This is a genomic window from Niastella soli (assembly GCF_017742245.1).
Classification (GTDB): Bacteria; Bacteroidota; Bacteroidia; order Chitinophagales; family Chitinophagaceae; genus Niastella; species Niastella soli.
The window spans coordinates 26,977-52,142 of record NZ_JAGHKO010000006.1; the positions used below are offsets into that span (position 1 = coordinate 26,977).

General features: G+C 39.3%; 22 protein-coding genes. 14 read left to right on the forward strand and 8 right to left on the reverse strand.

Annotated elements, in window-relative coordinates:
* Nucleotides 1-2 precede the first annotated feature (2 nt).
* Nucleotides 3-1,484: a GldM family protein gene (locus tag J7I42_RS23435; RefSeq protein ID WP_209141317.1), complete on the forward strand. Its 1,482-nt coding sequence runs from the start codon at nt 3-5 to the stop codon at nt 1,482-1,484.
* A 67-nt stretch (nt 1,485-1,551) separates the two neighbouring features.
* Here J7I42_RS23435 and J7I42_RS23440 read toward each other — a convergent pair whose 3' ends face one another.
* On the reverse strand, nt 1,552-1,794 hold the full coding sequence (locus J7I42_RS23440; RefSeq protein WP_209141318.1) for a hypothetical protein: 243 nt from the start codon (nt 1,792-1,794) through the stop codon (nt 1,552-1,554).
* A gap of 403 nt (nt 1,795-2,197) precedes the next feature.
* On the opposite strand from J7I42_RS23440, the gene J7I42_RS23445 reads away from it, so the two are divergent.
* The 3 genes from J7I42_RS23445 to J7I42_RS23455 all read left to right on the forward strand — a co-directional run bounded on the left by J7I42_RS23445 (nt 2,198) and on the right by J7I42_RS23455 (nt 3,741).
* Nucleotides 2,198-3,067, forward strand: a complete 870-nt coding sequence (locus tag J7I42_RS23445) for an ankyrin repeat domain-containing protein (protein ID WP_209141319.1) — start codon at nt 2,198-2,200, stop codon at nt 3,065-3,067.
* Between the two features lie 84 nt (nt 3,068-3,151).
* Nucleotides 3,152-3,409: an Imm32 family immunity protein gene (locus J7I42_RS23450; RefSeq protein ID WP_209141320.1), complete on the forward strand. Its 258-nt coding sequence runs from the start codon at nt 3,152-3,154 to the stop codon at nt 3,407-3,409.
* A gap of 11 nt (nt 3,410-3,420) precedes the next feature.
* Nucleotides 3,421-3,741 carry a hypothetical protein gene (locus tag J7I42_RS23455; protein ID WP_209141321.1) on the forward strand — a complete coding sequence of 107 codons (321 nt, stop codon included), beginning with the start codon at nt 3,421-3,423 and terminating at the stop codon, nt 3,739-3,741.
* A 143-nt stretch (nt 3,742-3,884) separates the two neighbouring features.
* Here J7I42_RS23455 and J7I42_RS23460 read toward each other — a convergent pair whose 3' ends face one another.
* Entirely contained in the window at nt 3,885-4,496 is a 612-nt protein-coding gene (locus J7I42_RS23460) for a DUF6266 family protein (RefSeq protein ID WP_209141322.1), read from the reverse strand.
* A 181-nt stretch (nt 4,497-4,677) separates the two neighbouring features.
* On the reverse strand, nt 4,678-5,313 hold the full coding sequence (locus J7I42_RS23465; RefSeq protein ID WP_209141323.1) for a DUF6266 family protein: 636 nt from the start codon (nt 5,311-5,313) through the stop codon (nt 4,678-4,680).
* 1,339 nt (nt 5,314-6,652) lie between these two features.
* Between J7I42_RS23465 and J7I42_RS23470 the strand changes: the two genes are divergently transcribed.
* The 10 genes from J7I42_RS23470 to J7I42_RS23515 all read left to right on the forward strand — a co-directional run bounded on the left by J7I42_RS23470 (nt 6,653) and on the right by J7I42_RS23515 (nt 21,104).
* Complete coding sequence (locus tag J7I42_RS23470; RefSeq protein WP_209141324.1) at nt 6,653-7,516, forward strand: hypothetical protein; 864 nt, start codon at nt 6,653-6,655, stop codon at nt 7,514-7,516.
* A gap of 68 nt (nt 7,517-7,584) precedes the next feature.
* Nucleotides 7,585-7,884 (forward strand): hypothetical protein, encoded by a 300-nt coding sequence (locus J7I42_RS23475; RefSeq protein WP_209141325.1) that lies wholly within the window; start codon nt 7,585-7,587, stop codon nt 7,882-7,884.
* 15 nt (nt 7,885-7,899) lie between these two features.
* Nucleotides 7,900-8,067 carry a hypothetical protein gene (locus J7I42_RS23480; protein ID WP_209141326.1) on the forward strand — a complete coding sequence of 56 codons (168 nt, stop codon included), beginning with the start codon at nt 7,900-7,902 and terminating at the stop codon, nt 8,065-8,067.
* 626 nt (nt 8,068-8,693) lie between these two features.
* Nucleotides 8,694-9,305 carry an RNA polymerase sigma factor gene (locus tag J7I42_RS23485; protein ID WP_209141327.1) on the forward strand — a complete coding sequence of 204 codons (612 nt, stop codon included), beginning with the start codon at nt 8,694-8,696 and terminating at the stop codon, nt 9,303-9,305.
* A gap of 173 nt (nt 9,306-9,478) precedes the next feature.
* Nucleotides 9,479-10,738, forward strand: coding sequence for a FecR family protein (locus J7I42_RS23490; protein ID WP_209141328.1), 1,260 nt, complete (start codon nt 9,479-9,481; stop codon nt 10,736-10,738).
* 288 nt (nt 10,739-11,026) lie between these two features.
* Entirely contained in the window at nt 11,027-14,443 is a 3,417-nt protein-coding gene (locus tag J7I42_RS23495) for a SusC/RagA family TonB-linked outer membrane protein (RefSeq protein WP_209141329.1), read from the forward strand.
* Between the two features lie 29 nt (nt 14,444-14,472).
* A complete protein-coding gene (locus J7I42_RS23500; protein WP_209141330.1) occupies nt 14,473-15,912 on the forward strand; it encodes a RagB/SusD family nutrient uptake outer membrane protein in 1,440 nt (479 codons plus the stop codon).
* 258 nt (nt 15,913-16,170) lie between these two features.
* Nucleotides 16,171-17,484: a thioredoxin family protein gene (locus tag J7I42_RS23505; protein ID WP_209141331.1), complete on the forward strand. Its 1,314-nt coding sequence runs from the start codon at nt 16,171-16,173 to the stop codon at nt 17,482-17,484.
* A 44-nt stretch (nt 17,485-17,528) separates the two neighbouring features.
* Nucleotides 17,529-18,050 (forward strand): hypothetical protein, encoded by a 522-nt coding sequence (locus tag J7I42_RS23510; protein ID WP_209141332.1) that lies wholly within the window; start codon nt 17,529-17,531, stop codon nt 18,048-18,050.
* Between the two features lie 273 nt (nt 18,051-18,323).
* Complete coding sequence (locus tag J7I42_RS23515; RefSeq protein ID WP_209141333.1) at nt 18,324-21,104, forward strand: alpha/beta hydrolase family protein; 2,781 nt, start codon at nt 18,324-18,326, stop codon at nt 21,102-21,104.
* Between the two features lie 226 nt (nt 21,105-21,330).
* Here J7I42_RS23515 and J7I42_RS23520 read toward each other — a convergent pair whose 3' ends face one another.
* The 5 genes from J7I42_RS23520 to J7I42_RS23540 form a co-directional block, all read right to left on the reverse strand.
* Complete coding sequence (locus J7I42_RS23520) at nt 21,331-22,383, reverse strand: IS481 family transposase (RefSeq protein ID WP_209141470.1); 1,053 nt, start codon at nt 22,381-22,383, stop codon at nt 21,331-21,333.
* A gap of 99 nt (nt 22,384-22,482) precedes the next feature.
* Nucleotides 22,483-22,767: a hypothetical protein gene (locus tag J7I42_RS23525; protein ID WP_209141334.1), complete on the reverse strand. Its 285-nt coding sequence runs from the start codon at nt 22,765-22,767 to the stop codon at nt 22,483-22,485.
* A 210-nt stretch (nt 22,768-22,977) separates the two neighbouring features.
* Nucleotides 22,978-23,265: a hypothetical protein gene (locus J7I42_RS23530; RefSeq protein ID WP_209141335.1), complete on the reverse strand. Its 288-nt coding sequence runs from the start codon at nt 23,263-23,265 to the stop codon at nt 22,978-22,980.
* Nucleotides 23,266-23,447: 182 nt separating this feature from the next.
* On the reverse strand, nt 23,448-23,936 hold the full coding sequence (locus J7I42_RS23535) for a TlpA family protein disulfide reductase (RefSeq protein ID WP_209141336.1): 489 nt from the start codon (nt 23,934-23,936) through the stop codon (nt 23,448-23,450).
* A 43-nt stretch (nt 23,937-23,979) separates the two neighbouring features.
* Nucleotides 23,980-24,903 carry a hypothetical protein gene (locus J7I42_RS23540; RefSeq protein ID WP_209141337.1) on the reverse strand — a complete coding sequence of 308 codons (924 nt, stop codon included), beginning with the start codon at nt 24,901-24,903 and terminating at the stop codon, nt 23,980-23,982.
* Nucleotides 24,904-25,166: the final 263 nt, after the last annotated feature.

Consider the following 25,166-nt stretch of genomic DNA (forward strand, 5'->3'; position numbering starts at 1 on the left):
GTATGCAAGCCATTCTTATTTACGTTTTGTTGAGTGCCGGCTGTACGAGTGTGGTATGGCTGGTGTATAAAGCGTTACTGGAAAACAGGATGCCAGTAAAGACACTTCGCTGGTATTTTCTTATTGGTATGATGGTGGCGATGCTGGCGCCTTTGAGTCCGTGGGCGATCCGTCAGGCAGTTGCAGAGGACACTCCGGATAACACGACCGTAAAGAATGCACCAGTAATAAGAACGAACGATTCAGGCTATATAGCAACACAAACAACAACAGCAATAGATTGGAAGAAAGGCATATCCGGGGTGTTCTATATTTATCTTTCTGTGCTGATCATTTTCATAATAGGAATAGTAAGAGAATTGGTGATGATATTTGCCTGTTATAAAAGAGCTACCAAAGAAAAAAGGGGCCGCTTGTGTATAGCATGGAATAAGCAGTATAAAGACTCCTTTTCATTCTTCTACCTGGTGTTTGTGAATAAGGAATATCTGCAGGAAGGGCAGGATAATATCTTGTTGCATGAAAAAATACACGCGGAACAATATCATTCCATCGACCGATTGCTGGCCCAGCTCCTGACAGCGATTGTATGGTTCAATCCATTCATGTATATGTTGCGAAATGAGCTACAGTTGGTCCATGAGTACCTGGCAGATGAAGGAGTATTAAACAACGGAATTGACAAAGTACAGTACCAGCAGTTGTTGTTGGACCATATCATAGAATCAAAGCGAATTGCCATTACCTCCACCTTCAAACATTCCTTAATAAAAAAACGCTTTCTTATGATGTCAACAAAAAAAGCAGCACCGGCGAGCCGCTACCGGATCTTATTAATGGCGCCGGCCACAGCCCTGATGTTATTAGGGGTTGCCTTTGTAAACGGACAAACGGTATCAGAAACACCGAATGTAGCGGTGGCGCTAACAAAGGCAAACATGGTATACATCGGTATAGAGAATCCGGTGAACATTGCAGTAGCCGGTTACAAATCCAACGAAATTGCGGTGGCGATAGATAATGGTACTATTACCGGCGACAATGGACAATATGTGATCAAACCAGCGAAACCCGGCAAGGCGGTGATCACCGTAAAGGCGGCAGGTAAAGTAGTAAAAGAAACAACCTTTACTGCAAAGTTTTTGTCGGACCCTGAAGTCGCAGTAGCAACACCGGGTACGGGCAGACTGATAAAAGGTGGCCGCATTAGTAAGGAAACCTTGTTGTCGGCCGGTGGTATTGTTTGTGTCGTTGAAAATGGGGAAGTTGATATCCCGCTCAAAGTGGTATCTTTTACTATGAGTGTGATAACCAACGAGTATGAGCAAAGCATGACTTCCAATGGCCGTTTTTCACCAGAACAAATAAAATTGATCCAGTCGTTGGGGAAAGACCAGCGGATCATTATCGATGAGATAGCAGCTGCCGGTCCGGATGGCAGAGCGCGGAAGATGCCGGCATCGCTGGTGTTTACGATTCAATAGAGGTGATTAATATAATTATAACGTTCCGATCCGCCAATTGGCGGATTTTTTTATTGGTGGTGATGGATCAGTTAATTGAATTTGCCACTGCGTCGCTGTTTGTATGCTTGATCTTTTTATGCAGCCGGTAGGCAGCCATCAGAAACAGGGGAGCCGGTAGTAGATAGGGGATCATATATACAATTTTGCTACCTCTTGCAAAGGGCGACAGTGTATACTCAATCAGGAAGCCACCGAGCATTATTAAATTAAGGAGGCCGCATAGTATGCCCAGGATCAGACAGGTGTTTTTGAGGGTTTTTGTTTTCATGAGAGGAGGGTTGGGTAAATGTAGGGAATTCGTTTAGTAAAAATAGGGACTAACGCAGGGCATACTGGCTTATCTAAGACGGGATCGTAATTCCGCAGTCACTGACTGCGGAATTTCAAAAGAAGGACAAATTGATGCTGGTCAATTCCGCAATCAACGATTGCGGAATTGGACATGGCAGGTCAGCGTGATAAGACTCCATTTACGCAAGAGCCTCTTGCGGAATTATAATGGGTTGACAAATAAGCAGTAATCAATTTTGCAGCAGCCTGCTGCAAAATTGTGGGATCCAGAAGTATTAATTTGTTTATTCATGTGTATGATTTGCGCATTAATTTAAAATGAATGAGTTTTGGAAGAATAATGAAGGACTTAAAATAATATGCTGCATAAATATTCTGTATTGAAAACAAGTTGGGGAGTTGCAATTTTTTTAGATATAGAGGAAATGTTAGATCCTGATATCTCCAAACCTGATATAAAAATAACCGACAGGATCTATTTACGAATAAGTGATACCCGGAAATTATCCAGTGATGAAATTACTTTATGGGTGGGAGCAGCTTTAAAAGGTCTGGCTGTTGAAATATATGACAAGGTCAATGGTGTCGTGTGTTACGACTTAAAACTTTTAGATTTTAGCTATACGGATTTTCAAATAGAAGGCCTTTTTTGCGCTGTTAGGGAATGGGTAGTTAAGTATTATGATCTGAAAATTGAGCCAATTGAAGTTAATTATGATAAAGTGACAAATAAATATATTTTTGAATTGCCAGGGGACCCTATAATGAATAAGAGTATGTTTATAGATTATGCAGAAAAAAATAATGTGGAAAAATTACGTGAGTTATTAGGTGCAGGAATGAATATTAATGAATTAGCATATGATAAAAGTGCCTTGCATGCCACTTGCGTTACAAATGCTAGTGAAGCGGCTGCTTTTTTAATTGAAAATAGAATAGATGTCAACTTAAAAGATAAACAAACTGGAGCTACAGCTCTTCACTATTGTGCGGTTTATAATCATTTTGAAATTGCAAATTTGATTGTAGCCAATGGTGGCCGGCTTGATATTCACGATGATTATGGTAATGAGCCTTTATGGACAGCCGTATTTAATGTAAGGGGTAAAATTGAACGGTTGCCATTAGTTGAGCTATTTCTAATCCATGGTGGAAATAAAAATCATAAAAATAATGCAGGTAGAAGCCCGTTAGATTTTTTAAATCAGATAAAGCATATTCCATTAATAGAGTTGTTAAATAAGTATTGAATATACCGGTGGTTTTTAAAACAATTCTTATACCTCCCTATAAGAGAGAGCAAAGAAAAAAGGTAAAAAGTAATTGTTATAATTATGAAAATAACCATTGAAATACCTGATTATAAACCGGAAAGAGGTGTCGAATATAAATGGGAGGACGGCTTTGAAATAAAAGCGGTGTCTGATAATGGGGCTATAATAATAACTGCAAATAAGGAGGGCTTGACTTCCTTAGCAAATCATTTATTAAATCTTGCGCAGGATATCATTCCTGCAAGATATCATTTACATTTTGATGTATCCAATTCTTTGCAAGAAGGTTCAACTGAATTAATAATTGAGAAAATTTGAGGGAAAAGTCAATGAAATCCTATTCAGAATCAGTAATAAAAGAAGTGGAGGAAATAATAAGAGAAAACCAGGGCAACCTGGTGTTGGTGAAAGAGAAGTTTAGAGGAGATAATGAGAGCTCCTATACAGTCACCAATAAGTTTAGACAATCTGCTTTTTTAATTGATGATGACGATGTTGTCGAGCTTTTGATAAGTAGATTGCTTGAGCAAAATGTTGAAATATTTGATGGCTTTGATCAGTTGGAAAAAAAGTATACCCAAGTAGTACCCAAGCCGCTATTTTGGCCAGATGACTGGCCCTGGCCACCCGAATCAAAAAAAAGCAAATAAAGTTTTTCTCTGATGGCGCAAGCGTCCGCTTGTGCCTGATATGCCAGAGGAAATCTAATAAATTGAAGGGACTGCACGAACGCAGTCCCTTGATAATAATCAAAAACAAACATCAAAGCGGCGGAAAAGCAGGATCTAACGGTTTATGGAATAATACAGGTCCCTGTATAAACACTGGTTGCAATTTCACATTCGTCATCCGAAAGAAAACTCAACCAGGTATGTACTTCATGCCCGGATAGTTGAGGGATTTCCAGCGTGGCTTTAAAATCACAGCGTCTTGCACTGCCAATGTTGTATACACATTCATTCAATGTTTCACAATAAACTACCAGGATTGCTTTATGGGTTTTTAGTTCGCCTGTACAACCATATCTTGCCCAGCTGAATTCTATACCACCAGAGACGGCTTTTGTCAGGGCAACCATTCCCGTTTGCAACCTTCCATGGGTTAATAATAGTTTGCTATAATCTATTTTAAATTCCCTGTCGATAATGGAAAGAGCGGAATTTAGGTTGCGCGATATAGCATAGTTCACATCGGTGATGTTTTTAATATTTCGATTGCTCTCAATGAAAAAGGGAATAAAGGATTGCAGGATGTATGCCAGCCTTTCAAGTATCTCCCACTGTACAAAATGGAGCGCAGATAAGTTGCCGCTTGCTGTAGCCATGTTTTGAGTGTACGCCAGGTGGATATTCTCTTTATTGCATGTTGTTATATCTGATGATGAATTTTTAATAGTGAGTGTCATAAAAAAGGTATTAATGATTAAAGGTTAATTGATTCATTGATTGCTTTTTAAAATGCGCCCCCGGGCCCTGGGGGTAGCATTTTAAGGTAGGTGGGCTGTTGCCCTTCCCGATACGAATCGGGCTTAATTGCCGGGTGTCAGCCAGCTATTGGATTTCATGGTGATACGGGAACGTTTCGCGTTAGCTGACGTTTACAGTACCGATGTACTCGCTGTTGGCAATGAACTTGCCATTGGCCGACACAAAAGTGATCCAGGTGTGCGCCACTTTACCTGCGAATTTGGGTACAGCCAGTTCACCAGACAGCGAATCCCGACTGCCGATCGATTTAAACACTGTTCTGTTCAGATCTGGGCAGTGAGCAACGAGGATGGCTACGTCAGTTGGCTTTTCCTTTGTATTACTATCAGAGCCAGTCCAGGTAAACTGGATGGCACCGGGTTTGGTGGATGCCACTGCTAACCCTTCTACGTTAAATAATAATCCTTTACTGATCTTAACCCGATCGTAGGCAATTTTGAAATCGGGATTGGCGCCGTCAAGGGCTTCTTTAATGATCAGTGACAACGCATAATTGGCACCCGTCATTCGAACCGCCTGATCCCTAAAACCGAGCACCAACAGATCGTGCATGCTTTGTACAAAGGAAGACGCCACTTTAAATTTTGCTTTTTGCTCTTCCTGTTTTGGGGTGTTGGCATTTCTGCGGGAGTGCGCTTTGCTGCGCATTACTGCAAGGCCACGCCAGGATGTGCCAACCACTCTTCCGATGGTACCTGAAAATGCATCCAGGATACCGTTCTTCATTTTACCCATAATTAATCGATTTTAAGTGTTAATGAAAATAATGACCAGCACCAGACGCATGTACATAACCGGTATTTGTTCAATTGCCTTGTGCGATACAAAGGTAAGATGGTTTTATATTGAAAAAGTAACTGACATGACTACACTATACTAGAGTGTTTTATATTGTTCTATGATGTTCCAGATTGTCCTATGTACGTCTACAGTGCCATGAGTATGTCTACAATGGTCTATAGGTGTCTTGAATGGTCATGGGGAAAAACGTGGTATTGTTTGGGGTTGTGCCGGGGCAAACGGAGGATTTTGCCGGACGTTGTTTGGATGTTGTTCGGACTTTACGGGGGAATGTTCGGGTGTACTCAGGGGAAATGCGAAGAGAGTCCGAACAAAGTCGACTGTAATACCGGCGCAAGACTGGAGCGAGGTTGGATTGTAAAAGGATTAATGGGGGGAACTATTGAGTCTTTCTTTTTCAATATTGGAAACAAAAAAGGAGGTCGTTACGACCTCCTTTAGCACTCTAAGTACGGGATAACATCTTCCATTTTGAAAGGTGTCATCTCGCAGAACTCCCGCAATGTAACCCACTCACGTTTGGCTTTACCTAACTTCTTACGAATATCCGTTAGGAAGTCGCGGGAAGCACGTATCGACAGATGAGTGAGTCGTGATACGGCTTTTACATCGACTATTAGCCGATGAGTGGGGGTGGGCAATTTTGCCATTATCCATAATTGAACAAAACGTAAATTTTTAAATGAACAACATAATAAACAGAATACAAGGAACCACCGAATTAGCCATTTGGCGTAAACTTTTATTAATAGATTTAGATTACTTGAGTATAAGTTCTTGTTGTTTTTACTTCTAATTGCTCGGCATTCCTGAATGATCACATAAAGAATCACTTAGGTGCTTTAATAAGGCCTGGGCGCGAAGAAGATTTTCCATTGTTTGAATAACCCGGGGTAGTTTCTCTTTGGGAGATCCCGGAGGGAAAGGAATTTATAAACATAACCCTTACATGGCTTATAGCAGCCGTTAGCAGTCTCGTGTAAAAATTCATATTATAAGGTTATAATGGTGAAATGGTATTTCCAACGAATCGAAATCGCCTCTATGCGGTTATTCAATAGCGTTGTAGTACTAAGTTACACAATAGAAACGAATTGATAAAATAATTATATGACTTGTTAGAGTTCTTGATCGGGGTCAAATATTTGAAACAATTCGTTTGTGCATTTAGTTTACAAATTTATTTTCAGTTTTTGTGTGATCGCATAATGGGTATTTCAAAATTCTCAGGCACCTTTGAAGCGGTATTGTTACCTCACCACAAATCATTTTTATGAAAACCTATAATAAACACCCTCAATGGTATAATCAACCGCTGCGGTTGACGGAAGATGAATTGAATAATCCTGATCTGGCCCTTGATAATTTCTTTGAGTGGTACCATTTGCATGAAGTGCGCCAAATACTATGGCAATGGGTAACGGAAGTTATTTCCAGTCCTGGTAGTATTTCAAATGACCCACATGAAAGGAATAATCATCTTTTCTTTTATGAAAAAATGGAGGTGCTGGTAGAGGCTGCCTGGATAATGAGCCGCGGTAACCCGGCTATTCCCACGCAAAATCCGCCGGTTTCCAGTAAAGCAAGTGGTTCAACCAATAAAGAGAACGGCCGCTATTCAAAACCTGAGCGGTTGATTGAAAAGGTTGCTACAAGCGCAGCAGAAGTAATCAAGGAGGTATTCTCGCAGGTGCTTTTAAAAGACCTGCTGGAATACCTGCTGCCTACCTGGCTGCGGGTGGCGCTTATCAATGCGGAGTGCCGGTATAATGATGGAAATGGCCGGGAGGTGCTATACGAGTTTTATGAGCAATTGTTACCGTTTATAGAGGCGCTACATGGAATGGCAGGAAATGCCTCCTTTGATAAGCTTACTACAGTGGTGACTGGCTTTTTTCAGCAGTTCTCTATCGAGTATATCCGGCGCGAGCTGGCCGATTTTCTAGAGGCTGGTATTGGTCATGATGGCAAATATCCTGATGGCTTTACGCCCTGGCAGGCCTGGATGACCTATAACGATGTCCTGTGCCTGGTAGAAGCGGCGTATCAGTTGTATCTGATGCAGAAGATTCAAACTTTTACGATAGGATCATTTTTGGAAAGTGGGGAAAAGAGTGTACTGAAGATGGTACAATAATAAACCTCCAATTGTTAAAGTTGAAATGTGATATTTGGCGGAAACTTGATTAATCTAAAAAGAAGCATATGCCGAAAAAAATATCGTCTACAAAACAACCTCATATTTTGATAGATAAGAACATGAGGGATTATAGTAAAGAACCTGCTTTTGTAAAAGCAGACGAAAGAGCAGCTGCTTTTTTGAAAAAGCATCCTTTGCCAAAAGAGTTTACAGAAAATGAAGAAAAGCCGGAGGAGCTGGTGACAATTTCAAAGTCAAGTTTTATTGCTCTTATTGCCAGAGATATTAAAGGGAGAAGCCTTTTTCCCAAAAAAGTTGAAGAAGCAAAAAGGATTCTCGAGCGTGCACGTTTTGTAAAAAAATAGAAAACTGAATAATATATGAGACCTGACAGTAACAAATCAACCGAATTAGTAAGAGTTTCGAAAGCCGGTCTTCTGGCCCTTGTGGCTAGACAAATAATGGGAAGAGATTTGTTTCCCAAAAGAACGGCTGAAGCAAAAAGGATCATCGAGCGCATGCGCTTTGTAAAAAAAATAGAACAATAAATTGGAAGGTGCTTCTATAGCACCTTTTTTTATTCCTTTTTTTGAGTATCCGCATTTATCTTGTATGGACGACCGTAGCTGAACCTAAACCCATCATTTTCCCCAAAAGTTTAGTTATTTCCAGGGTTTATTTGTTTAAATAGGTGAAGATTGCTACTCTGTACACCTAACGCTACATCCCACCCAAAAGCGCCTTTTATGTAACCTGTCAGCAAATGACAGCTAAATTTTGCATTTTCAACAACATTCGATTAATTTGAGTGCTGGTATGAGTAGTGCTTACTCACCTCCACTTGGTTAAACTGGTACCTTATCGCCCTTGTCCACCAATTTTCTATAGATTTCGTTTATCAATATATCTTTTCCCGATGCGGGATCCTGCTTGCCAGCACAACTGTGCAGGACGGAAAACGTATAGGGTAAAGCCCGAAAAAAGGCTCTGGTTCCCGCATGTCGGGGCCATAAGTAAGTTGTACGACCACCGAGATTCCCGACCAAACTGCAACTTACCTGGTTATGGCAACGTCTTGGCTTACGCCAGGATCGTTGACAGGTGCCCTTTTGTGTACCCACCAACGTCCGTGAATAACTGATTAGTATACACTCAAAGTACAACGGCGTTCCCGATGAAGCAACTGTCTGACGAGATACTTATTGAATTTAGCCTGGGCAAACCCCATGCCTTTCAGGCTGTATTTGATAGTTTCCGCATGAGAATTTTTTATTTTGTAAAGAACCTAATAGATGATAGTCTTTCCGCAGAAGAAATTACGTCAGACACATTCGTAAAACTGCATCGCATACACGATAAATTCAATACTTTCAATAATATTCAGGCCTTTTTATTTATTACCGCGCGCAATGCCTCACTCGATTATCTAAGACGGCGCGAAAGGGAACGACAGCATAAGGCGGAGTTGAAAGCGCATGAAGAACTGGGACAGGAAGGCGTACTGCCGCTCTTTGCGGAAACAGATATTGAAGCTAACGTACTACAATATATATATGGCGAAATAGAAAAACTGCCCCCTAAAAGCAGGCTTGTTTTCAAACTTTTCTACCTAGAAGGCAAGTCGGTAAGTGATATTGCCAACCTGATGCAGATCAGTATTCAGACGGTAGCCAATCAAAAGTCCACTGCACTCAAATTATTACGGATGAAAGTGCTGAACAGGCCCGGCCTGTTTTTTATGCTGCTTTTTTGGGCGGTTGAAAGCGTAATAAGAAAAAAATATTAACGCAATATGATTTTTTCTTTAAATCCACTAGTATAAAAGTTTAACCCGTTCGTTTTAATATATGTATAAGCTGACACATCAACAAAACACTGGCCGGCAGGCAATAAGTAAGGCCGGAAAGCAAAAAATGTCTATGGAACAGTTTATACCACTAATTAATACCATTCAAGCCGATGCCTCACAATAGCCATATAGAAGAATTGATCATAAAACATTTGCAGGAGACCATCACTGCAGAGGAAGCTTATGCGCTGCAGCAATGGATTGATGCCAATGAAAAGAACCGCCTTCTATTTGATCAGTTTATTAATAGTGAGGCATTGCAACAAAAGCTGATCGCGCACGCAGAAAGCGACAGACGGATCCAGGAAAGGGTATATAATGAATTACCCGAAATGCAAGCCACGTTAAAAATATCACCCAAAAGAGGCTGGGTGCAATGGATGTCAGTAGCTGCAGCCGTATTGGTAGTTGTATCGATCGGCTGGTTTATATGGCAGGGCAAAACAAAACCTGCAATTGTAGCTGAACAACAGCAAACGCCGGTAGCTACCGTGATACCGGCAGGTGGAAACAAAGCCACCTTAACATTAGCCGACGGCACGGTAATAGACTTGGATAAGGCCGGAAACGGCACCATCGCCACAGAGGGCAAAACAACAGTAAATAAGAAAGAGGACGGACAACTGGAATATAAATCGGTAACAGGAAGTAACGCAACGGAAGTAACGTTCAATTTGTTAACAACCCCGCGCGGCGGACAGTACCAATTATTACTACCCGATGGAAGCAAAGTTTGGTTAAATGCCGCCAGCTCCATTAAATATCCGACGGCGTTTAGTGGAGGTGAGCGGCGCGTTGAGATCACCGGCGAAGCATATTTTGAGATAGCTCATAATGCAGTAAAGCCCTTTAAAGTTATGATCTACCCGGCAGACGGTGGAACCGGCCGTGGGGGAGAAGTGGAAGTATTAGGAACGCATTTTAATATAAATGCCTATGGAGACGAACAAACCATAGTTACGACCCTATTGGAAGGAAAGATCAAGATCACACCAGTAGACGTGGTCAGCAAAGCTACAATCCCAAATCATCCGGCTGTATCGGCCAGGGCATATAGGGTAATTAATCCCGGAGAAGAGGCCCAGATAAACAATAAAGCGGATATCGTTGTACGAAAAGGAATAGATACAGAATCGGCCGTTGCCTGGATGAAAGGGTTCTTTGATTTTCACAATGCCGGAATAAAAACGGTAATGAAACAGGTGAGTCGCTGGTATAATGTAGATGTGGAGTACACCAAAGCGATGCCTGAACAGACGTTTGAAGGCAATATCGACAGGAGCATCCCGCTGAACGAATTGCTGGAATTGTTACAACAATATGGAACGACAAAATTTAAAATAGAAGGAAAGACCATCAAGGTACAATAGAGCTAGCCATGAAAAACATGAATCTTATCTATGCCTCCTTACCGGAGCGCAACACTTTTGCTTGCACTACCAATCAGCCATTGGACCATTAAACCCACATTAATCACTAACGTACAGCAGCCTGATTCAAGGTTAACCAGCTTAATTTATTGTTAAGGAGCGAGCCAGGTGAAGGCTTTGACACTTACAAAATAACCGGATTCTGTTTGCGGCAGAACCCGGTTGTAGTGAAGGTTAACTGTTAAATGCGCGAAACATTCTTTTATTAACCAACAACAGACCAAAGGTATGAAATTAACTGCTAAATCAGCTTTAGGGCATTTCCATGTGTGGGTTGGAAGCCCTGGGGTAAAACTAGTGCGCGTTATGAAGTTGACTACTATCATAATATTGGCTGCCTGTTTGCAAACAAGCGCAAACGGCCTGGCCCAAAACACGATCACATTTTCCGGTAAGGACGTAAATCTGGAAAGTGTTTTCACTGCTATCAAGAAGCAAACAAGCTACCGCTTCTTTTTTAATACTTCAATTATTCAAAACGCATCAAAAATAACCATAGAGGTTAAGAATGCGCCTATAGAGCAGGTGATGAACCTGGCGCTAAAGGACCAGTCTTTAACCTTTGCTATAAAGGGGCGAACGATATTTGTTATGAAGAAACCCGTAGAAGATAAGAGTAGTCAGGCCGCTCCCCCCAGTGGGGACCCGGTGACGGTAAGAGGGCGGGTGACTGATGAGCAGGGTAATCCATTGGTTGGTGCCACCGTGAAAGTGAAAGGTGCCGATAAGGGAGTCACTACTGATAACGAAGGCCAGTTTACCCTCACTAACGTAGATGGAGATGGTATGTTAGAGATTTCATATGTGGGCCGTGAGGCGCAGTTGCTGGCGGTGAAGGGGAAAGGTTTTTTGACAGTCGCTTTAGGGCAAAAGATTGGCTCTTTAGATGAAACGGTTGTAATCGCATATGGGACGACTACAAAGAGGTTTGCGACTGGGAATGTTGCTAGTGTCAAAGCTAGTGATATTGAGAAACAGCCGGTGAATAATCCTCTTTTAGCGCTACAAGGACGTGTGCCTGGCTTAGTTATTACACAAAACACTGGCGTGCCAGGTGGTGGCGTTACAGTACGTATTCAGGGGCAAAATAGCATTAATAATGGAAATGATCCTCTTTATGTGATTGATGGAGTGCCCTTTGCCTCTCAACTGCAAACCGTAGGAAATCATGACGCGGTTTTGGGTTCCTCAGGTGGCACAGGCTCAAGTGGTCAGGGAAATCCGCTGAATTATATAAATCCAATGGATATAGAAAGTATAGACATTTTAAAAGATGCGGATGCAACCTCGATTTATGGCTCCAGGGCGGCCAATGGGGCTATTCTAATTACCACAAAGAGAGGCAGAGCGGGTAAGGCTAAGCTAGATGTTAATTTGCTACAAGGTTCTGGAAAAGTAACAAGAATGTTAAAGGTGATGAACAGACGTCAATATTTAGACATGCGTTATGAGGCCTATAAAAATGATAATAAGGATTTGTCTACATTAACTCCGGGATCTAGGACCTACGACTTAACAGTATGGGATACCACGCGTTCTACAGATTGGCAAAAGGAGCTTATTGGAGGGATTGCTCATTATACCAATGTAAATGCTAGCCTTTCCGGAGGAGTCCCGACGCTACAATACCGGGTTGGAGGAACTTATCATCGCGAAACCACGGTATTTCCTGGTAATTTTTCAAATCAGAATGCGTCCATGCACTTTAATTTAAATAGTGTTTCTGTCAATCAAAAAGTTTCTCTTCAATTTTCGGGAAGTTATTTAGCATCAGATAATCGTCTACCCGGAGTTGATCTTACTCAAGATGCAAATTTTTTAGAACCAGTTGCTCCACCTCTTTATAATCCAGATGGAAGTGTAAATTGGGCTCTTGCACCAAATGGAACTTCTACATGGCAAACACATCCATTGACTAATATTATATTTAGAAAGTACAACAACAAGACGAATAACCTGGTTAGCAGTCTTCAAATTAATTACAATCTGTTCAAAGGATTTCAGGTTAAAACTAATTTTGGCTATACAAACCTTTATAGTACTGATTTTATTTCGCTTCCAATGACTGCAATCAAACCAGCCGATAGGCCATTTTCGTCGAGAGAAGCGATTTATGGAAATAGGTTAATGCGGTCATGGATAATTGAGCCCCATATTGTATATAATAAATTAATTGGAAAGGGAAACCTCGAAGTATTGATCGGAAGCAGCATTCAACAAAGTAAAAGCAACTCGGGTTCAATAAAAGGTGAAGGGTATAGTAGTGATCAAGTTTTAGAAAGTATTACAGCTGCGACTTTAGTCACAGCCCGTTCCTCAACTATTTCTGCTTATAAGTACAATGCAATCTTTGGGCGGATTAATTATAATTTGGGTAGCAAATATATTATTAATATAAGCGCGCGAAGAGATGGGAGTAGTAGGTTTGGAGCTAATAACAGGTTCCATAATTTTGGAAGCGCAGGAGCCGCTTGGCTATTTACCAACGAAAAGTTCTTGCATGGAATAAAGGATTTATTAAGTTTTGGAAAAGTCAGAGGAAGCTATGGTACCTCTGGTAATGATCAAATTGGGGATTACCAATTCCTTAACTTATATTATCCAATAAACAATGGTACGCCCTACCAAGGAACTTCAGGACTCTTGCCTGCTGGTCTTTCCAACCCATATCTTCAATGGGAAGAAACAAAAAAGTTACAAGTAGGGGTTGATCTTGGGTTTATTCAGGATAGGGTATTATTAACTGCCAACTTTGCACGAAATCGTTCTTCCAACCAGTTAATTTTTTATGTACTTCCGACTGTTACGGGGAACAATGGCATTACAAATAATTTTCCTGCCACAGTTCAAAATATGAGTTGGGAGTTTTCAATTAACACGATTAACGTAAAAAATAAAAAAATTGGGTGGTCAAGTAATATTAACCTTACAATACCAAGAAACAAACTTGTATCATTCCCTGATCTCGAAAACTCGAGTTACATTAATCAACTAATAATTGGCCAACCCTTATTCCCTATTATGGCATATACATTTGCTGGCGTGGATCCAAGTTCTGGTCTTTATCGAGTGTATGATAAGGGTGGTAAACCTACTAGTACTCCTGATTATATCGCAGATAAGACTGCTATACTCAACACATTGCCCATATATTATGGTGGGTTGCAAAACAAGGTAAGTTATAGAGGGGTTGAGCTTGATTTTATCTTCCAATTTGTAAAGCAAAAAGGGATCAATAATATGATTAATAATGGTACTTCAGTGGCCCCTGGCGTATTTGTAAGAGGCAGCAGTAATCAGCCCGTCACTGTATTGGATCGTTGGCAAAAAGCAGGTGATAATAAACCGATTCAAAAATATTCAGCTCTTTTAGTTGGTGATGCTTCTGACCAGCTCGCAATCGCACAAGGTAGTAATGTTTTAATTTCAGACGCTTCTTATATCCGGTTAAAAAACATATCACTATCTTGGAGAATACCTACTTCGTGGACCGGGAAGGCTCACTTGCAGTATTGTAGATTATTCGCCCAAGGGCAGAATATTCTAACAATAACCAATTATAAAGGAGGTGATCCGGAAAATCAGAGCTTTTCATCTTTACCCCCACTAAAAATATTTACTGTCGGTATTAATGTTGGATTATAACTATTAAGTAAATAAAATAGAAAATAATTATGAACTCTTTATATAACAAGTGGAACGCAATCTTATGGGGACTTGCTTTCACGATAATTACATCTGCAGTTAGTTGTAATAAGTTGGTGGAAATTGATGCCCCAGTATCAACCGTTAATCAGGCTAATGTATATGCAAATGATGCGACGGCAACTGCAGCTTTAACCGGGATTTATATATCCATGGGAGATGTTTTTTCAGTATTTACAGGGAAAGAAAGCATATCCTTGCGATCTGGTTTATCTGCGGATGAATTTACACTATCGAATGAAGTAACGGATACGAAGTTGATAGCCTATTACCAAAACTCCTTGTCAGACGATTTATCACTTGGTGCTGAAATGTGGGAGCCACTCTACAAAAACATTTTTTTCTGTAACTCAGCAATAGAAGGATTAAGCTCATCAACTGCGCTTACAACCCAAGTTAAACAGCAATTAACAGGAGAGGCAAAATTCATTCGTGCTTTTTGTTACTTCTACTTAGTGAACTTGTTTGGTGACGTTCCATTGGCAGTAACGTCCGATTACAAAGTTAACGCAAGTATGGGGCGGGCCTCCAAAAAGATGGTTTACCAGCAAGTGCTCAATGATTTGTTAGATGCTCGAGCAAAGCTCGATGATAATTATTTAGATGGCAAGTTGCAGCCTTACAAAGGAGCAATTGAAAGAGTTAGACCAAACAAAGCTGCTGCTACAGCATTGCTGGCCAGGGTCTATTTGTATACTAATGATTATGCTAATGCCGAGACCTATGCAACGCAAGTGATCAATAATTCAACCTTGTTTAGTTTACCCACATTGGATAATACCTTTCTAAAAAATAGTATAGAAGCGATTTGGCAATTGCAACCGAGTGTTTCAGGCTGGAATACTGGCGACGCCCAGGTATTTGTTATTAATAATAATCAAGGCAATGACAAGCCTGTTTATTTGAACCAGGGATTACTAGATGCCTTTGAAAACGGTGACGCTCGTAAGAATGAATGGATACACGATACTATAATTAATAACGTTAATTATTATTACCCTTACAAATACAGGAATGCTACTTTTAATGAGCCTGTTACCGAATACTTGATGGTGCTACGTTTGGCTGAGCAATATTTGATAAGAGCAGAGGCGAGGGCACAAGAAAATAATTTTTCGGGCGCACTGGAGGATTTGAATATAATCAGAGCGAGAGCGGGTTTAATAAGTACAACGGCAGGCGATAAAAATTCTCTCTTGGCTGCAATTCTACAGGAAAGAAGAATCGAATTTTTTAGTGAGTGGGGCCATCGCTGGTTAGATATTAAAAGAACCAATGAGGTTGATAAAGTGATGACAATTATAACATCCCAGAAAGGTGGAACATGGAAGGAATTTCAAGAATTATATCCCTTGCCGCTCACTGATATTCAAAAAAACAAAAATCTCATTCAAAATTATGGCTATTGAGTTTCCTTAATAAGAAACAAGGTCACGAGAGAACTACTAGATCAATTCCTAAAGTAAATGTATAAAGTAATCTTGCAAATTTACACATATACGAAAGGGATGGCTTACTAATAAGCGAGAATGAATGCAAGATGGAAGTGATTCAGGTTTTTGGTAATTATTACTGGTTCTAAACGGTTGAGATGTTGGCAAACTACTTAAGCATAATTTAAACATTTGATGATGCGTATACTATTTCTAGTCTTATTAAGCGTTCCCATGTACTTACACGCGCAGTCTACTTCAGAAATAAAATCAGTATCAGGAATCCAATGGAGCAATGAAGTTTCATGGGAGGCAGTCAAAGCTAAAGCGAAGATTGAGAATAAATATATATTTATTGATTGCTTCACGACGTGGTGTGGGCCTTGCAAAAAGATGGACAGGGAAGTATTTGAAATTGACAGTGTGGGCGACTACATGAATCAACACTTTGTTTGCATTAAGTTGCAAATGGATAGAACAAAAAGCGATTACGATAAAATCAAAAGTTGGTATTCGGATGCTGATCAGATTGCAAAGCAGTATGAAGTGACCTATTATCCAACGTTCTTATTTTTTTCTCCGGAAGGTCAAATAGTACATCGGGCAGGTAGCTTCAATCCTCCAGCGGAGTTTTTGGCTATCGTTAATAAGGCAATGAATCAAAAAGAACAATATTACTCTTTATTAGCCGAATATGAAAAAGGTAAGGTGGACTATAATGCTATCCCATATTTAATAAAAGTAGCAGAAAGAACAAACAATAAGGGGTTGGAGCAACGTCTTCGAAACGATTATCTAAGTTACTTGTCTACGCTTAAAGAAAAGGATCTTTATTCAAGTGATAAAATTGATGTTATAGCTGAAGCTTTGCAGGGTACTTCTTCAATCTTTTTTAAACTTTTCTATCCCAATGGAGAAAAAGTCGATCGTGTTATGAGGCAAAATGGCTTTGCTAGGCGCATCACTGACAGCGTAATTGCAAGGCAATATATTAATCCTATAATTAACGTGAAACAAATAAATCAGGAACCTGACTGGCAATCATTATCGGACATTATAAAAGCTCATTTTGATGCATCATACGCTGAACGAAATATTCTATGGAATAAAGTGCGCTGGTATGAAAATCAGGGCAATATATCTCAATCTACTAAATGCTTTGTTGATTTAGTTAAAATTAATGGTCTCGATACTTCTAGCCTGGATTTTAGTGACGCTTGGTTAAACTATTTTGCCTATAATAACATTTTTGGTGGACATCCTTTTGTTGAAGCAGGCATCGATGATACGGAAATTGTTGATAATGCGATAAATTGGATGAAATCGACCGTGCGCAGATCTGCTAACTACTCATTGGGATGGCAAGCAATGGCGATTGATACTTATGCCATGTTGCTTTATAAAAGAGGGAGAAAGGAAGAAGCCATCGCTTGGGAAAATAAAGCGTTAAACATTGTAAAGTCTTTAAATGAGCAAGAAGATGTTAAGGAATTTACGGACAAGATCGCGAATATGAAAAAGAATGAACCTACTTGGCGAAGTAAATAATTTATTGAAATTGAAAGTGATTATTTAATAAACTCCATGTTGAAATGTCAAACTTTAAATACATAATTACAATTATCCTATTATCTGTCACGTCCATGTGCTTTGCCCAAAGAAAAAATTTTTCAGGAACTTGGATGTTAAGTGATCAGAAAAGTATTTCAGGTAACCTGTATCAGAATGGAGTTCCAAAGAAAATACATGTAAGGCAAGAAACTGAAAAGATGGATGTTGAAAAGACTACATTTGGACAAGGCGACAATTATAACCAAGCTGTTGTAGAAACACTTTACTATAATGGTAAGCCTTTTAATGCAGTATCTCCTTCTAAAAAGAAAAAGGTAATCACCATGAAGTGGCTCAATAATTCGACCGGATTTGTTGTAACGGTACTCTTTAAAAACCCTATTGATAACAATAAGTTTGATATTAAGGTTACCGATACTTGGTCGTTGAACAATGAAGGTGATCTTATTTTTATACGAAAAAATGAAAATTTATTGAATGGTGAGATTTGGGAAAGTAGATCGGTTTATGAGAAGAAATCTGATAATGTTCAAGTGAATTAGGCTTTCAAGTATCGAACAGGGATACACGATTAAAATATAAGTCTATTAGTGTTAAAGTCAATTATTTTCCGTATATTAAATGGGATTTTAAAATTATACAATAAACAGGCCTAACCACAATTCCCACAAAATAATAGTGCTGTATTATAAAAAAACATGCAACGTTCATTTTTCTAAATAGGTTTTACCCTTATATAGGAATTGTCCATGTGGTAACTTATGTCTTTGCTTAGTGGTAATGATATAAAGAATGTAATGTTGAAATATGCTAATATGAAGTACTTCTTTTTATTGATCTATATTTTAAGTTCGCCTTTCCTTTTTTCTCAACAGCCGGTGTCTCAAAATGCCGGAACATTGTATCAGGGTGTTTCAAAACCTTCTAAACCTATCATTGATAGTGCTGCGGTTAACAATTGGCCACGTTTGGGTAATGAACCTTCAATTTCCAATGACGGAAACTATACTTCTTATATTGTTTATAATAAGCCTAAAGACGGGTACACACTTACTATTCAATCGACACAGAATAAGTGGAAAAAGGAAATGGTAAACGCTACACCTATTGGATTTTCCGGCGATAGTAAAACATTTGTTTGTCAAATTGGAGACACAATTTCGTTTATTTCATTAGGAATAAACGAAGCTCAGAAGTATGTTTCTGACATAAAATCATGGAAACAGCCAAAATTTAATGACATGGGTTGGATGGGATGGCAATTAAGCCATAATCCAACAGAGCTCATATTGGAAAATTTTAACCGTCAAACTAGGCGTGTTTATAAGGACGTTAAAGAATATAGTTTTGATGAACAGGGAAAAAAGTTGCTGCTATATACGGTTTCAAACAGCCTGATATGGGTGGATTTAGAACTAGAAATATCAAAAACTATTTGGTCAGCCACTGATATGGGTAAAACGGGGGGCTCTGCAAATAACTTCACTTTTGACAGGCAAGGCTCTCAACTTGCTTTTGTGGTACGATACATTTCTTCTCAGCAGTCAGAATCAAACGAAATATGGTATTACAACCTGAGAATGGATAAGGCAGTAATGAAAGTATGCAACCAGTCTGCCGGTGTGGACTCTTTCTTAACTTTGACAAATAGTATTAGATTTAGCAATGATGGCAAGCACATTTATACCTTTTTAAAGAAAGTGCCCGATCCTAAACCAAACTTGATCGCTGGAAAGTTGGACGTATGGAATTATAAAGATACAATTCTTCAATCTTCCCAAAAGAATCAGGGTATGATGATTGATCCTGGTGAATACCAGGCTGTGATTGCAGTTAACAATGACAAAGTCATAAGATTATGTGTTGATATCGGTGATTTTATAAAGGTCCCCGTGTTGGAGGGAGAATATTTTATTGTGGGAAATAATACTCAGGGTGACCGCTTCTGGTTGAACCAACAGGATATTAATTGGCTTGTTTCATTAAATGACGGTACACGAAAAATACTGCCCTTTAAAGGCGGGAACAGATTTTTATTCTCCTCTGATGGGCGGAAGTTAATCTATTATGATAATGATAGTCATAATTATTTTTCCTATGATATACAAATGAGTACTAAGATAAATCTGACCGCTTCCTTGCCAAGGATGTTCATGGAAGAAACAGATAGATATGATCATGCTGACAAAGTTCATAATGCGGTAGGAATAGCCGGATGGTTAGACTCGGGTAAAAAGGTGTTGGTATACGATGATTATGATATCTGGGCATTGGATGTTGACGGAAAAAGCAATCCGGAAAATATAACGAATGGCTACGGTCGCAAGCATCATATTAAATTCCGGTTAATGGCAATGGAACTGGGAAAAAAGCAGGATTGGGTGATTACCGCTTTTAATATTGATAACAAAGAAAACGGTTTTTATAGAATTGACAGGGAACGGCATGGCAACCCTCAATTGTTGGTAATGGGGCCATACACTTTTTATCATTCAAATATCAGTACCTTAGGCGGGCCAGAACTTTCGCAGGCCTTGATACCATTAAAAGCACGTTATGCAAATAAATGGATTGTGAAAAGGGAAAGTTCAACGCAATCTCCGAATCTTTTCTTAACAGAGGATTTTCAAACATTTCAACCGCTAACAGATCTGGAGCCAGAGGCTTCATATAATTGGATAAGATCGGAGCTTGTGAATTGGAAACAGCCAGACGGATATAATACACAGGCTATATTATACAAGCCTGAAAATTTTGATCCGCGAAAAAAGTATCCGGTATTGTTTGTTATTTACATGCAACTTTCACAACGGTTAAATGAATTTCCTTTGCCTGACTATTCAGGAGGTCCAATAAATATTCCATGGTTTGTGAGCCAGGGGTACTTGGTCTTTACACCGGATATTCATTTTACAAAAGGAAGAAGAGGAGCAAACGCCCTGACTACTTGTTTATCGGGAGCGCAGGTGTTAGCTAAACTTTCGTATATAGATACCTCGAAAATGGCGGTAGTTGGACATAGTTTCTCAGGATTAATGGTTAATTATATAGTAGCCAATTCCCATTTTTTTGCTGCAGCGCTTGCCGGATCAGGGACCAGTGATGAAATTAGCTCATCGTTACAATTAAGTGGATATGGGTTAAAGAAAACAATTAGCCGCTTAAGTAATGCTGAAACCAGGATGGGGGCTAGTTTATGGCAACGTCCGAGTTTGTATATTGCAGAATCCCCTGTTTTGAAAGCCCAAATGGTAACGACGCCGTTATTGTTGTTTCATAGTATGACTGATGGCCTGCCTTGGGAACAATCCATCGAAATGTTTATAAGTTTGCGTAGAAATAGCAAAAAAACGTGGTTGTTGCAATATGATGATGCGGGCCATGTTGCTTTCGGAAAAGATGCCGAAGATTTTACTATTAGAGTTAATCAATTTTTTGATCATTATCTTAAGGATAAACCTGCGCCTCGATGGATGACCAGTGGTATTAGGGCTTCTCACAGGGGCATTGATTACGGTTATGAATTAGATTATAACGGTAAATGTGGAACAGATTGTAAAGTGTGTAATTCTTTTTCAAGAAGGAAAAATAAGTAAAAAAGCAGATCTGAATTTATTATGCCTCATACGAGAATTAAAAGAATAAAGCATTACAATTTGTTTATCAAACTTAATAATCTAAATTTTATAAAAAAATGCGGACTTCAAAGTTGAAACCCACATGTAAATTTGTAGAAAAAGACATTATAGTTGTAGTAGCTAGTATATGATCCGACAGTTAGGATTCTTTTTTTAGTAATTCTAGGGAAACGGATTAATTGTTTTATGCTATGGGAGGAGTATCCTGCAGCATTTTTTGTTTAGCTAAAGGTAAGGTTTCTAAAAATGTCTGCATTGGAGTTCTGCCGAAGCAGTATTTACCTGAATGTGTACGCTGGTTGTTATACTCGTCTAACCACAGATCCAGGTCAGCCTGCAGTTCATCAAGCGTGTTGTAGATTTTCTTACGGAAGGTAATTGCATAGAACTCTTCCTGCATGGTGCGATGCAGTCTTTCGCAAATGCCATTGGTTTGTGGCGATTTAGCTTTTGTTTTGGAGTGATCTATATCTTCAAGAGCAAGATAGAGTTCATATTCGTGGTGTTCTCTGGCGCCACAATATTCAGTACCTCTGTCAGTGAGTACCCGTAACAGGTTAATACCGTGCTGTTCAAAGAAAGGAAGAACCCGATCATTGAGTGTGTCCGCTGCAATTAGAGCATTCTTACGATCGTACAGTTTGGCTGTGGCTACTTTACTATAGGTGTCAATAAATGTCTGCTGATAGATGCGTCCAACGCCTTTAATAGTGCCAACATAGTATGTGTCCTGGGCGCCAAGATATCCTGGGTGGTGAGTTTCTATTTCGCCATGGGCCTGTTTTTCGTCTTTAGCCCTTTCAAGAGCTACAACCTGATCTTCGGTCAGCACCAGGCCTTCCTGGGCTGATTTGACCTCTAATGCCTTCAGGCGCTTACGGAAGGTTTCCAGGTCGTGGCGTAACCAGACACATCTGACACCAGCCGGGGAGATAAATATTCCCTTCTTTTTCAATTCATTGCTCGCTCTGAGTTGCCCATACGCAGGCTTGTCTATCGCCATAGCCAGAACGGCTTCTTCAACAGGCACTTCTATTCGATTTTTTAAATTAGGTTTACGACGGCTTACTTCCTGTAAGGCCGCTTCACCTCCTTGCTCATAAAGTTCCTGGTAACGATAGAATGTATCCCTGGAGTAGCCGAATAACTTACAGGCTTGAGATACATTGCCTAACTCTTCGGCCAGCTTTAACAGGCCTACTTTACCCTTAATTAATTTAACTTGCGTGTTCATGATTTGACAGCTTTTGGGATTACTTAATTGTGTAGTTACTTTAAAGTTAATCCCAAACTGTCAGATCATATCGGAGCTATTTCATTATAGTCTATATCTAACTTATTCTTCTACAATTGTTGTGGAATTTTGAGTTGTAGTTGTCAGGTTAATGCAGTCGGACGCTGCCGTTATTGGAGCACCGTCATCCTTAGTTGTACGATATAATAGAACGGGTGTTCCAAAAACAGAAGACATGTGCGCTCCGGCGAAAATGGGTACTAAAGTATTGGCGCCATTGGCAGTTCCTGCACAAAGTTTTCCAAACCTTTTGGCTTTTGAAGCCAATAGTCCGCCACCAATAGAGAAAATTGCAACTGATAACAACATGACTTTTGCTATTTTCATAAAAATGTACTTTTACAATCAAAGGATTAAAGTTTGTAACTTACCGAGATGGGTAAGAAAAAAGCATTGTGTATGTAAGTAAACGAAAGGGATGAGAATCACTTAAAAGACTACTTTGCTCCATAAGGTACCTTCTAAAGAGGCTGTATCATACTTTTGATACAGCCTCATAAAATTAATAGTATAAGATATTGCCTTCTGTAGGGTATCTTATTCTTCTACAATTGTTGTAGAATTTTGTGTGGTAGTTGTCAGGTTAACGCAATCAGCGGCTGCGCTAATTGGAGTACCATTAGCTTTGGTGGTACGGTACAGTAAAATTGGTGTTCCACTTGGTGCGGATACGTGTTGTCCTGAAAATGTGGGGACTAATGTATTAACGCCATTAGCAGTACCAACACAAAATTTTTGATTGAATTTTGCTGCTTTGAAGGCTAATGCTCCACCTACTGCTGCAAAAATTGCAACTGACATCAACATGATTTTTGCACTTTTCATAATAAAATGCTTTTTACAATCAAAAAGCTAAAGTCTAAATGGTTAATTTGCCTACTCTAAAGGTCTTGTGGTTTTCGGCTTCCCCACTTGTGCAGACATCCTTTTAGCAGTAAGGAATAGCACATTTCGAAACAGGTGGTCTGCTGCTAAAGCGAGACCATTATTGCGCAATTATTTTATTTTTATTTAGCTAGTCTTTTTATCTGTTCCAGTGGCGTTTGTCCGACAAATAAAGCGTTCAGCTTTTTTTCTTTACTGTATATAGCGATAGTGGGAACCCCAGGAACTTCGAAATAATGCGGAAAATAATTTGACTCATCGACACCAACAGTTATATTTTTGTATTTATTAAGATTGTACTGTTTTGAGAACTGGATCATATCTGCAAATGGCATGGATGTGAATATGTAAAATTGAATATCCTTCACACGATCTATGTTATCAATGATCTCGGCCATTTGAGCCTTGGAATAGGGGCAATTAGGTCTAAAGTAAAAAAGGACTGATGGCTTACCTTCTTGAATATTCCCGGTGTTATATGAAAGACTATCGGATAACAAAAGTTTAAATGCAGGCAATAATTTTCCTTGGTGACGGGTTTTCTCGGGTGTCATTCCATGACATCCCATTAATAAAGCCAGAAAAATAATAGAGCAGATTCCTTTCATCATAATTTTTTGAAAGTAAAAGATCGATTTAGGAGAAATGAGTTTCTTAGATGAATAGTTCGTTTGTTAAATTGGTTTGCGTGATATTATACTTCCTGTCTTTCATAGCTACTGCCCATAACCAATCTATAAGTAACAGGGTCGATATGGTAGTTGTCAATATTGGAAAACTTTGAAATCTTAGTGCAGGAGAGGAGGCTCCAATTGTGAATCCTGCGTTCAATAACCAAAGAGTAGCAGAAAGGAGTATTATTTTATTGAACTTTGGATTGTGTTTCCACCCTTTTAATGTAAAGTAATAAAGAAGCAATATTAACATGACCAAGTTTATAATGCCTGAAAGGATTGGATAAAAGTTTAATACTGTAACATATTTGTCCTTGAACCGTGTTTTTACCTTTGTACTTTTGTAGGCAAACCAGTTTTTTGCTTGTTTTGTAACTGTGTTCTGTCCTGAATTATATGTTTCTAAAAATTCAATAGGTGGTGCATAGTATTTATTTGCATTTGGCCATAGAAAATAACGGGCAAAATGTAATGGATACTGTTTTATGATGTATACTCCATAATCGTTATATAGTGGTCCCATGCTTGCCCACTTTTTAAGTTCACTAGCGCTTGTGTCGTTTTTAAAAAGGCTATCTCTATATTTCATCAAAGGCATTCCAGCTGACCACATATAAAAAGTGCTTGCCATTGCTGATTCAACTGGGAATTTTTTTGTGTCCCTAGTGCTGTCAAAATATTGACAGATCATTTTGTCTAATGCTGCATATCTCGGTGGCACGGGCTTGCGTTCAGAAATATTCACATAACGGTACGCATACATGGCATTATTTGCCCACTGCCAACCACTGAATGGAGAATACTGCCAGTAACCCGTAAGGTCTTTAAATTTATATGTAGTAAAGCCTATAAACCATCCACACAATAATATTCCTGTTGTTACGGCTGTTAACTTCGTTTTCAAATTAAATTTCGATAACAATATGACAGCTGTCGATATAAATGGATATATAATGGCGTTATACCGTATTGTAAAGGTGATTGATAATGCCAATGTGTGCCAGATAATTACTCGCAAAGATGGTCTGCAAAGTATCCATAAAAGCAGAGCGAACCAATCAAGGCTTAGGGCCAGAAACAAACAATCGCTAGAAACTAAATTTGCGAGATGTAGAAGTAATGGATTCAACACGAATATTGTTGTAACAATCGCTTGGAACAATTTCG

Coding starts and splice junctions, on each gene's coding strand:
- J7I42_RS23435 (WP_209141317.1), top strand. CDS start 3: ATGCAAGCCATTCTTATTTACGTTTTGTTGAGTGCCGGCTGTACGAGT.
- J7I42_RS23440 (WP_209141318.1), bottom strand. CDS start 1,794: ATGAAAACAAAAACCCTCAAAAACACCTGTCTGATCCTGGGCATACTA.
- J7I42_RS23450 (WP_209141320.1), top strand. CDS start 3,152: ATGAAAATAACCATTGAAATACCTGATTATAAACCGGAAAGAGGTGTC.
- J7I42_RS23455 (WP_209141321.1), top strand. CDS start 3,421: ATGAAATCCTATTCAGAATCAGTAATAAAAGAAGTGGAGGAAATAATA.
- J7I42_RS23460 (WP_209141322.1), bottom strand. CDS start 4,496: ATGACACTCACTATTAAAAATTCATCATCAGATATAACAACATGCAAT.
- J7I42_RS23465 (WP_209141323.1), bottom strand. CDS start 5,313: ATGGGTAAAATGAAGAACGGTATCCTGGATGCATTTTCAGGTACCATC.
- J7I42_RS23470 (WP_209141324.1), top strand. CDS start 6,653: ATGAAAACCTATAATAAACACCCTCAATGGTATAATCAACCGCTGCGG.
- J7I42_RS23475 (WP_209141325.1), top strand. CDS start 7,585: ATGCCGAAAAAAATATCGTCTACAAAACAACCTCATATTTTGATAGAT.
- J7I42_RS23480 (WP_209141326.1), top strand. CDS start 7,900: ATGAGACCTGACAGTAACAAATCAACCGAATTAGTAAGAGTTTCGAAA.
- J7I42_RS23485 (WP_209141327.1), top strand. CDS start 8,694: ATGAAGCAACTGTCTGACGAGATACTTATTGAATTTAGCCTGGGCAAA.
- J7I42_RS23490 (WP_209141328.1), top strand. CDS start 9,479: ATGCCTCACAATAGCCATATAGAAGAATTGATCATAAAACATTTGCAG.
- J7I42_RS23495 (WP_209141329.1), top strand. CDS start 11,027: ATGAAATTAACTGCTAAATCAGCTTTAGGGCATTTCCATGTGTGGGTT.
- J7I42_RS23500 (WP_209141330.1), top strand. CDS start 14,473: ATGAACTCTTTATATAACAAGTGGAACGCAATCTTATGGGGACTTGCT.
- J7I42_RS23505 (WP_209141331.1), top strand. CDS start 16,171: ATGTACTTACACGCGCAGTCTACTTCAGAAATAAAATCAGTATCAGGA.
- J7I42_RS23510 (WP_209141332.1), top strand. CDS start 17,529: ATGTCAAACTTTAAATACATAATTACAATTATCCTATTATCTGTCACG.
- J7I42_RS23515 (WP_209141333.1), top strand. CDS start 18,324: ATGAAGTACTTCTTTTTATTGATCTATATTTTAAGTTCGCCTTTCCTT.
- J7I42_RS23525 (WP_209141334.1), bottom strand. CDS start 22,767: ATGAAAATAGCAAAAGTCATGTTGTTATCAGTTGCAATTTTCTCTATT.
- J7I42_RS23530 (WP_209141335.1), bottom strand. CDS start 23,265: ATGAAAAGTGCAAAAATCATGTTGATGTCAGTTGCAATTTTTGCAGCA.
- J7I42_RS23535 (WP_209141336.1), bottom strand. CDS start 23,936: ATGATGAAAGGAATCTGCTCTATTATTTTTCTGGCTTTATTAATGGGA.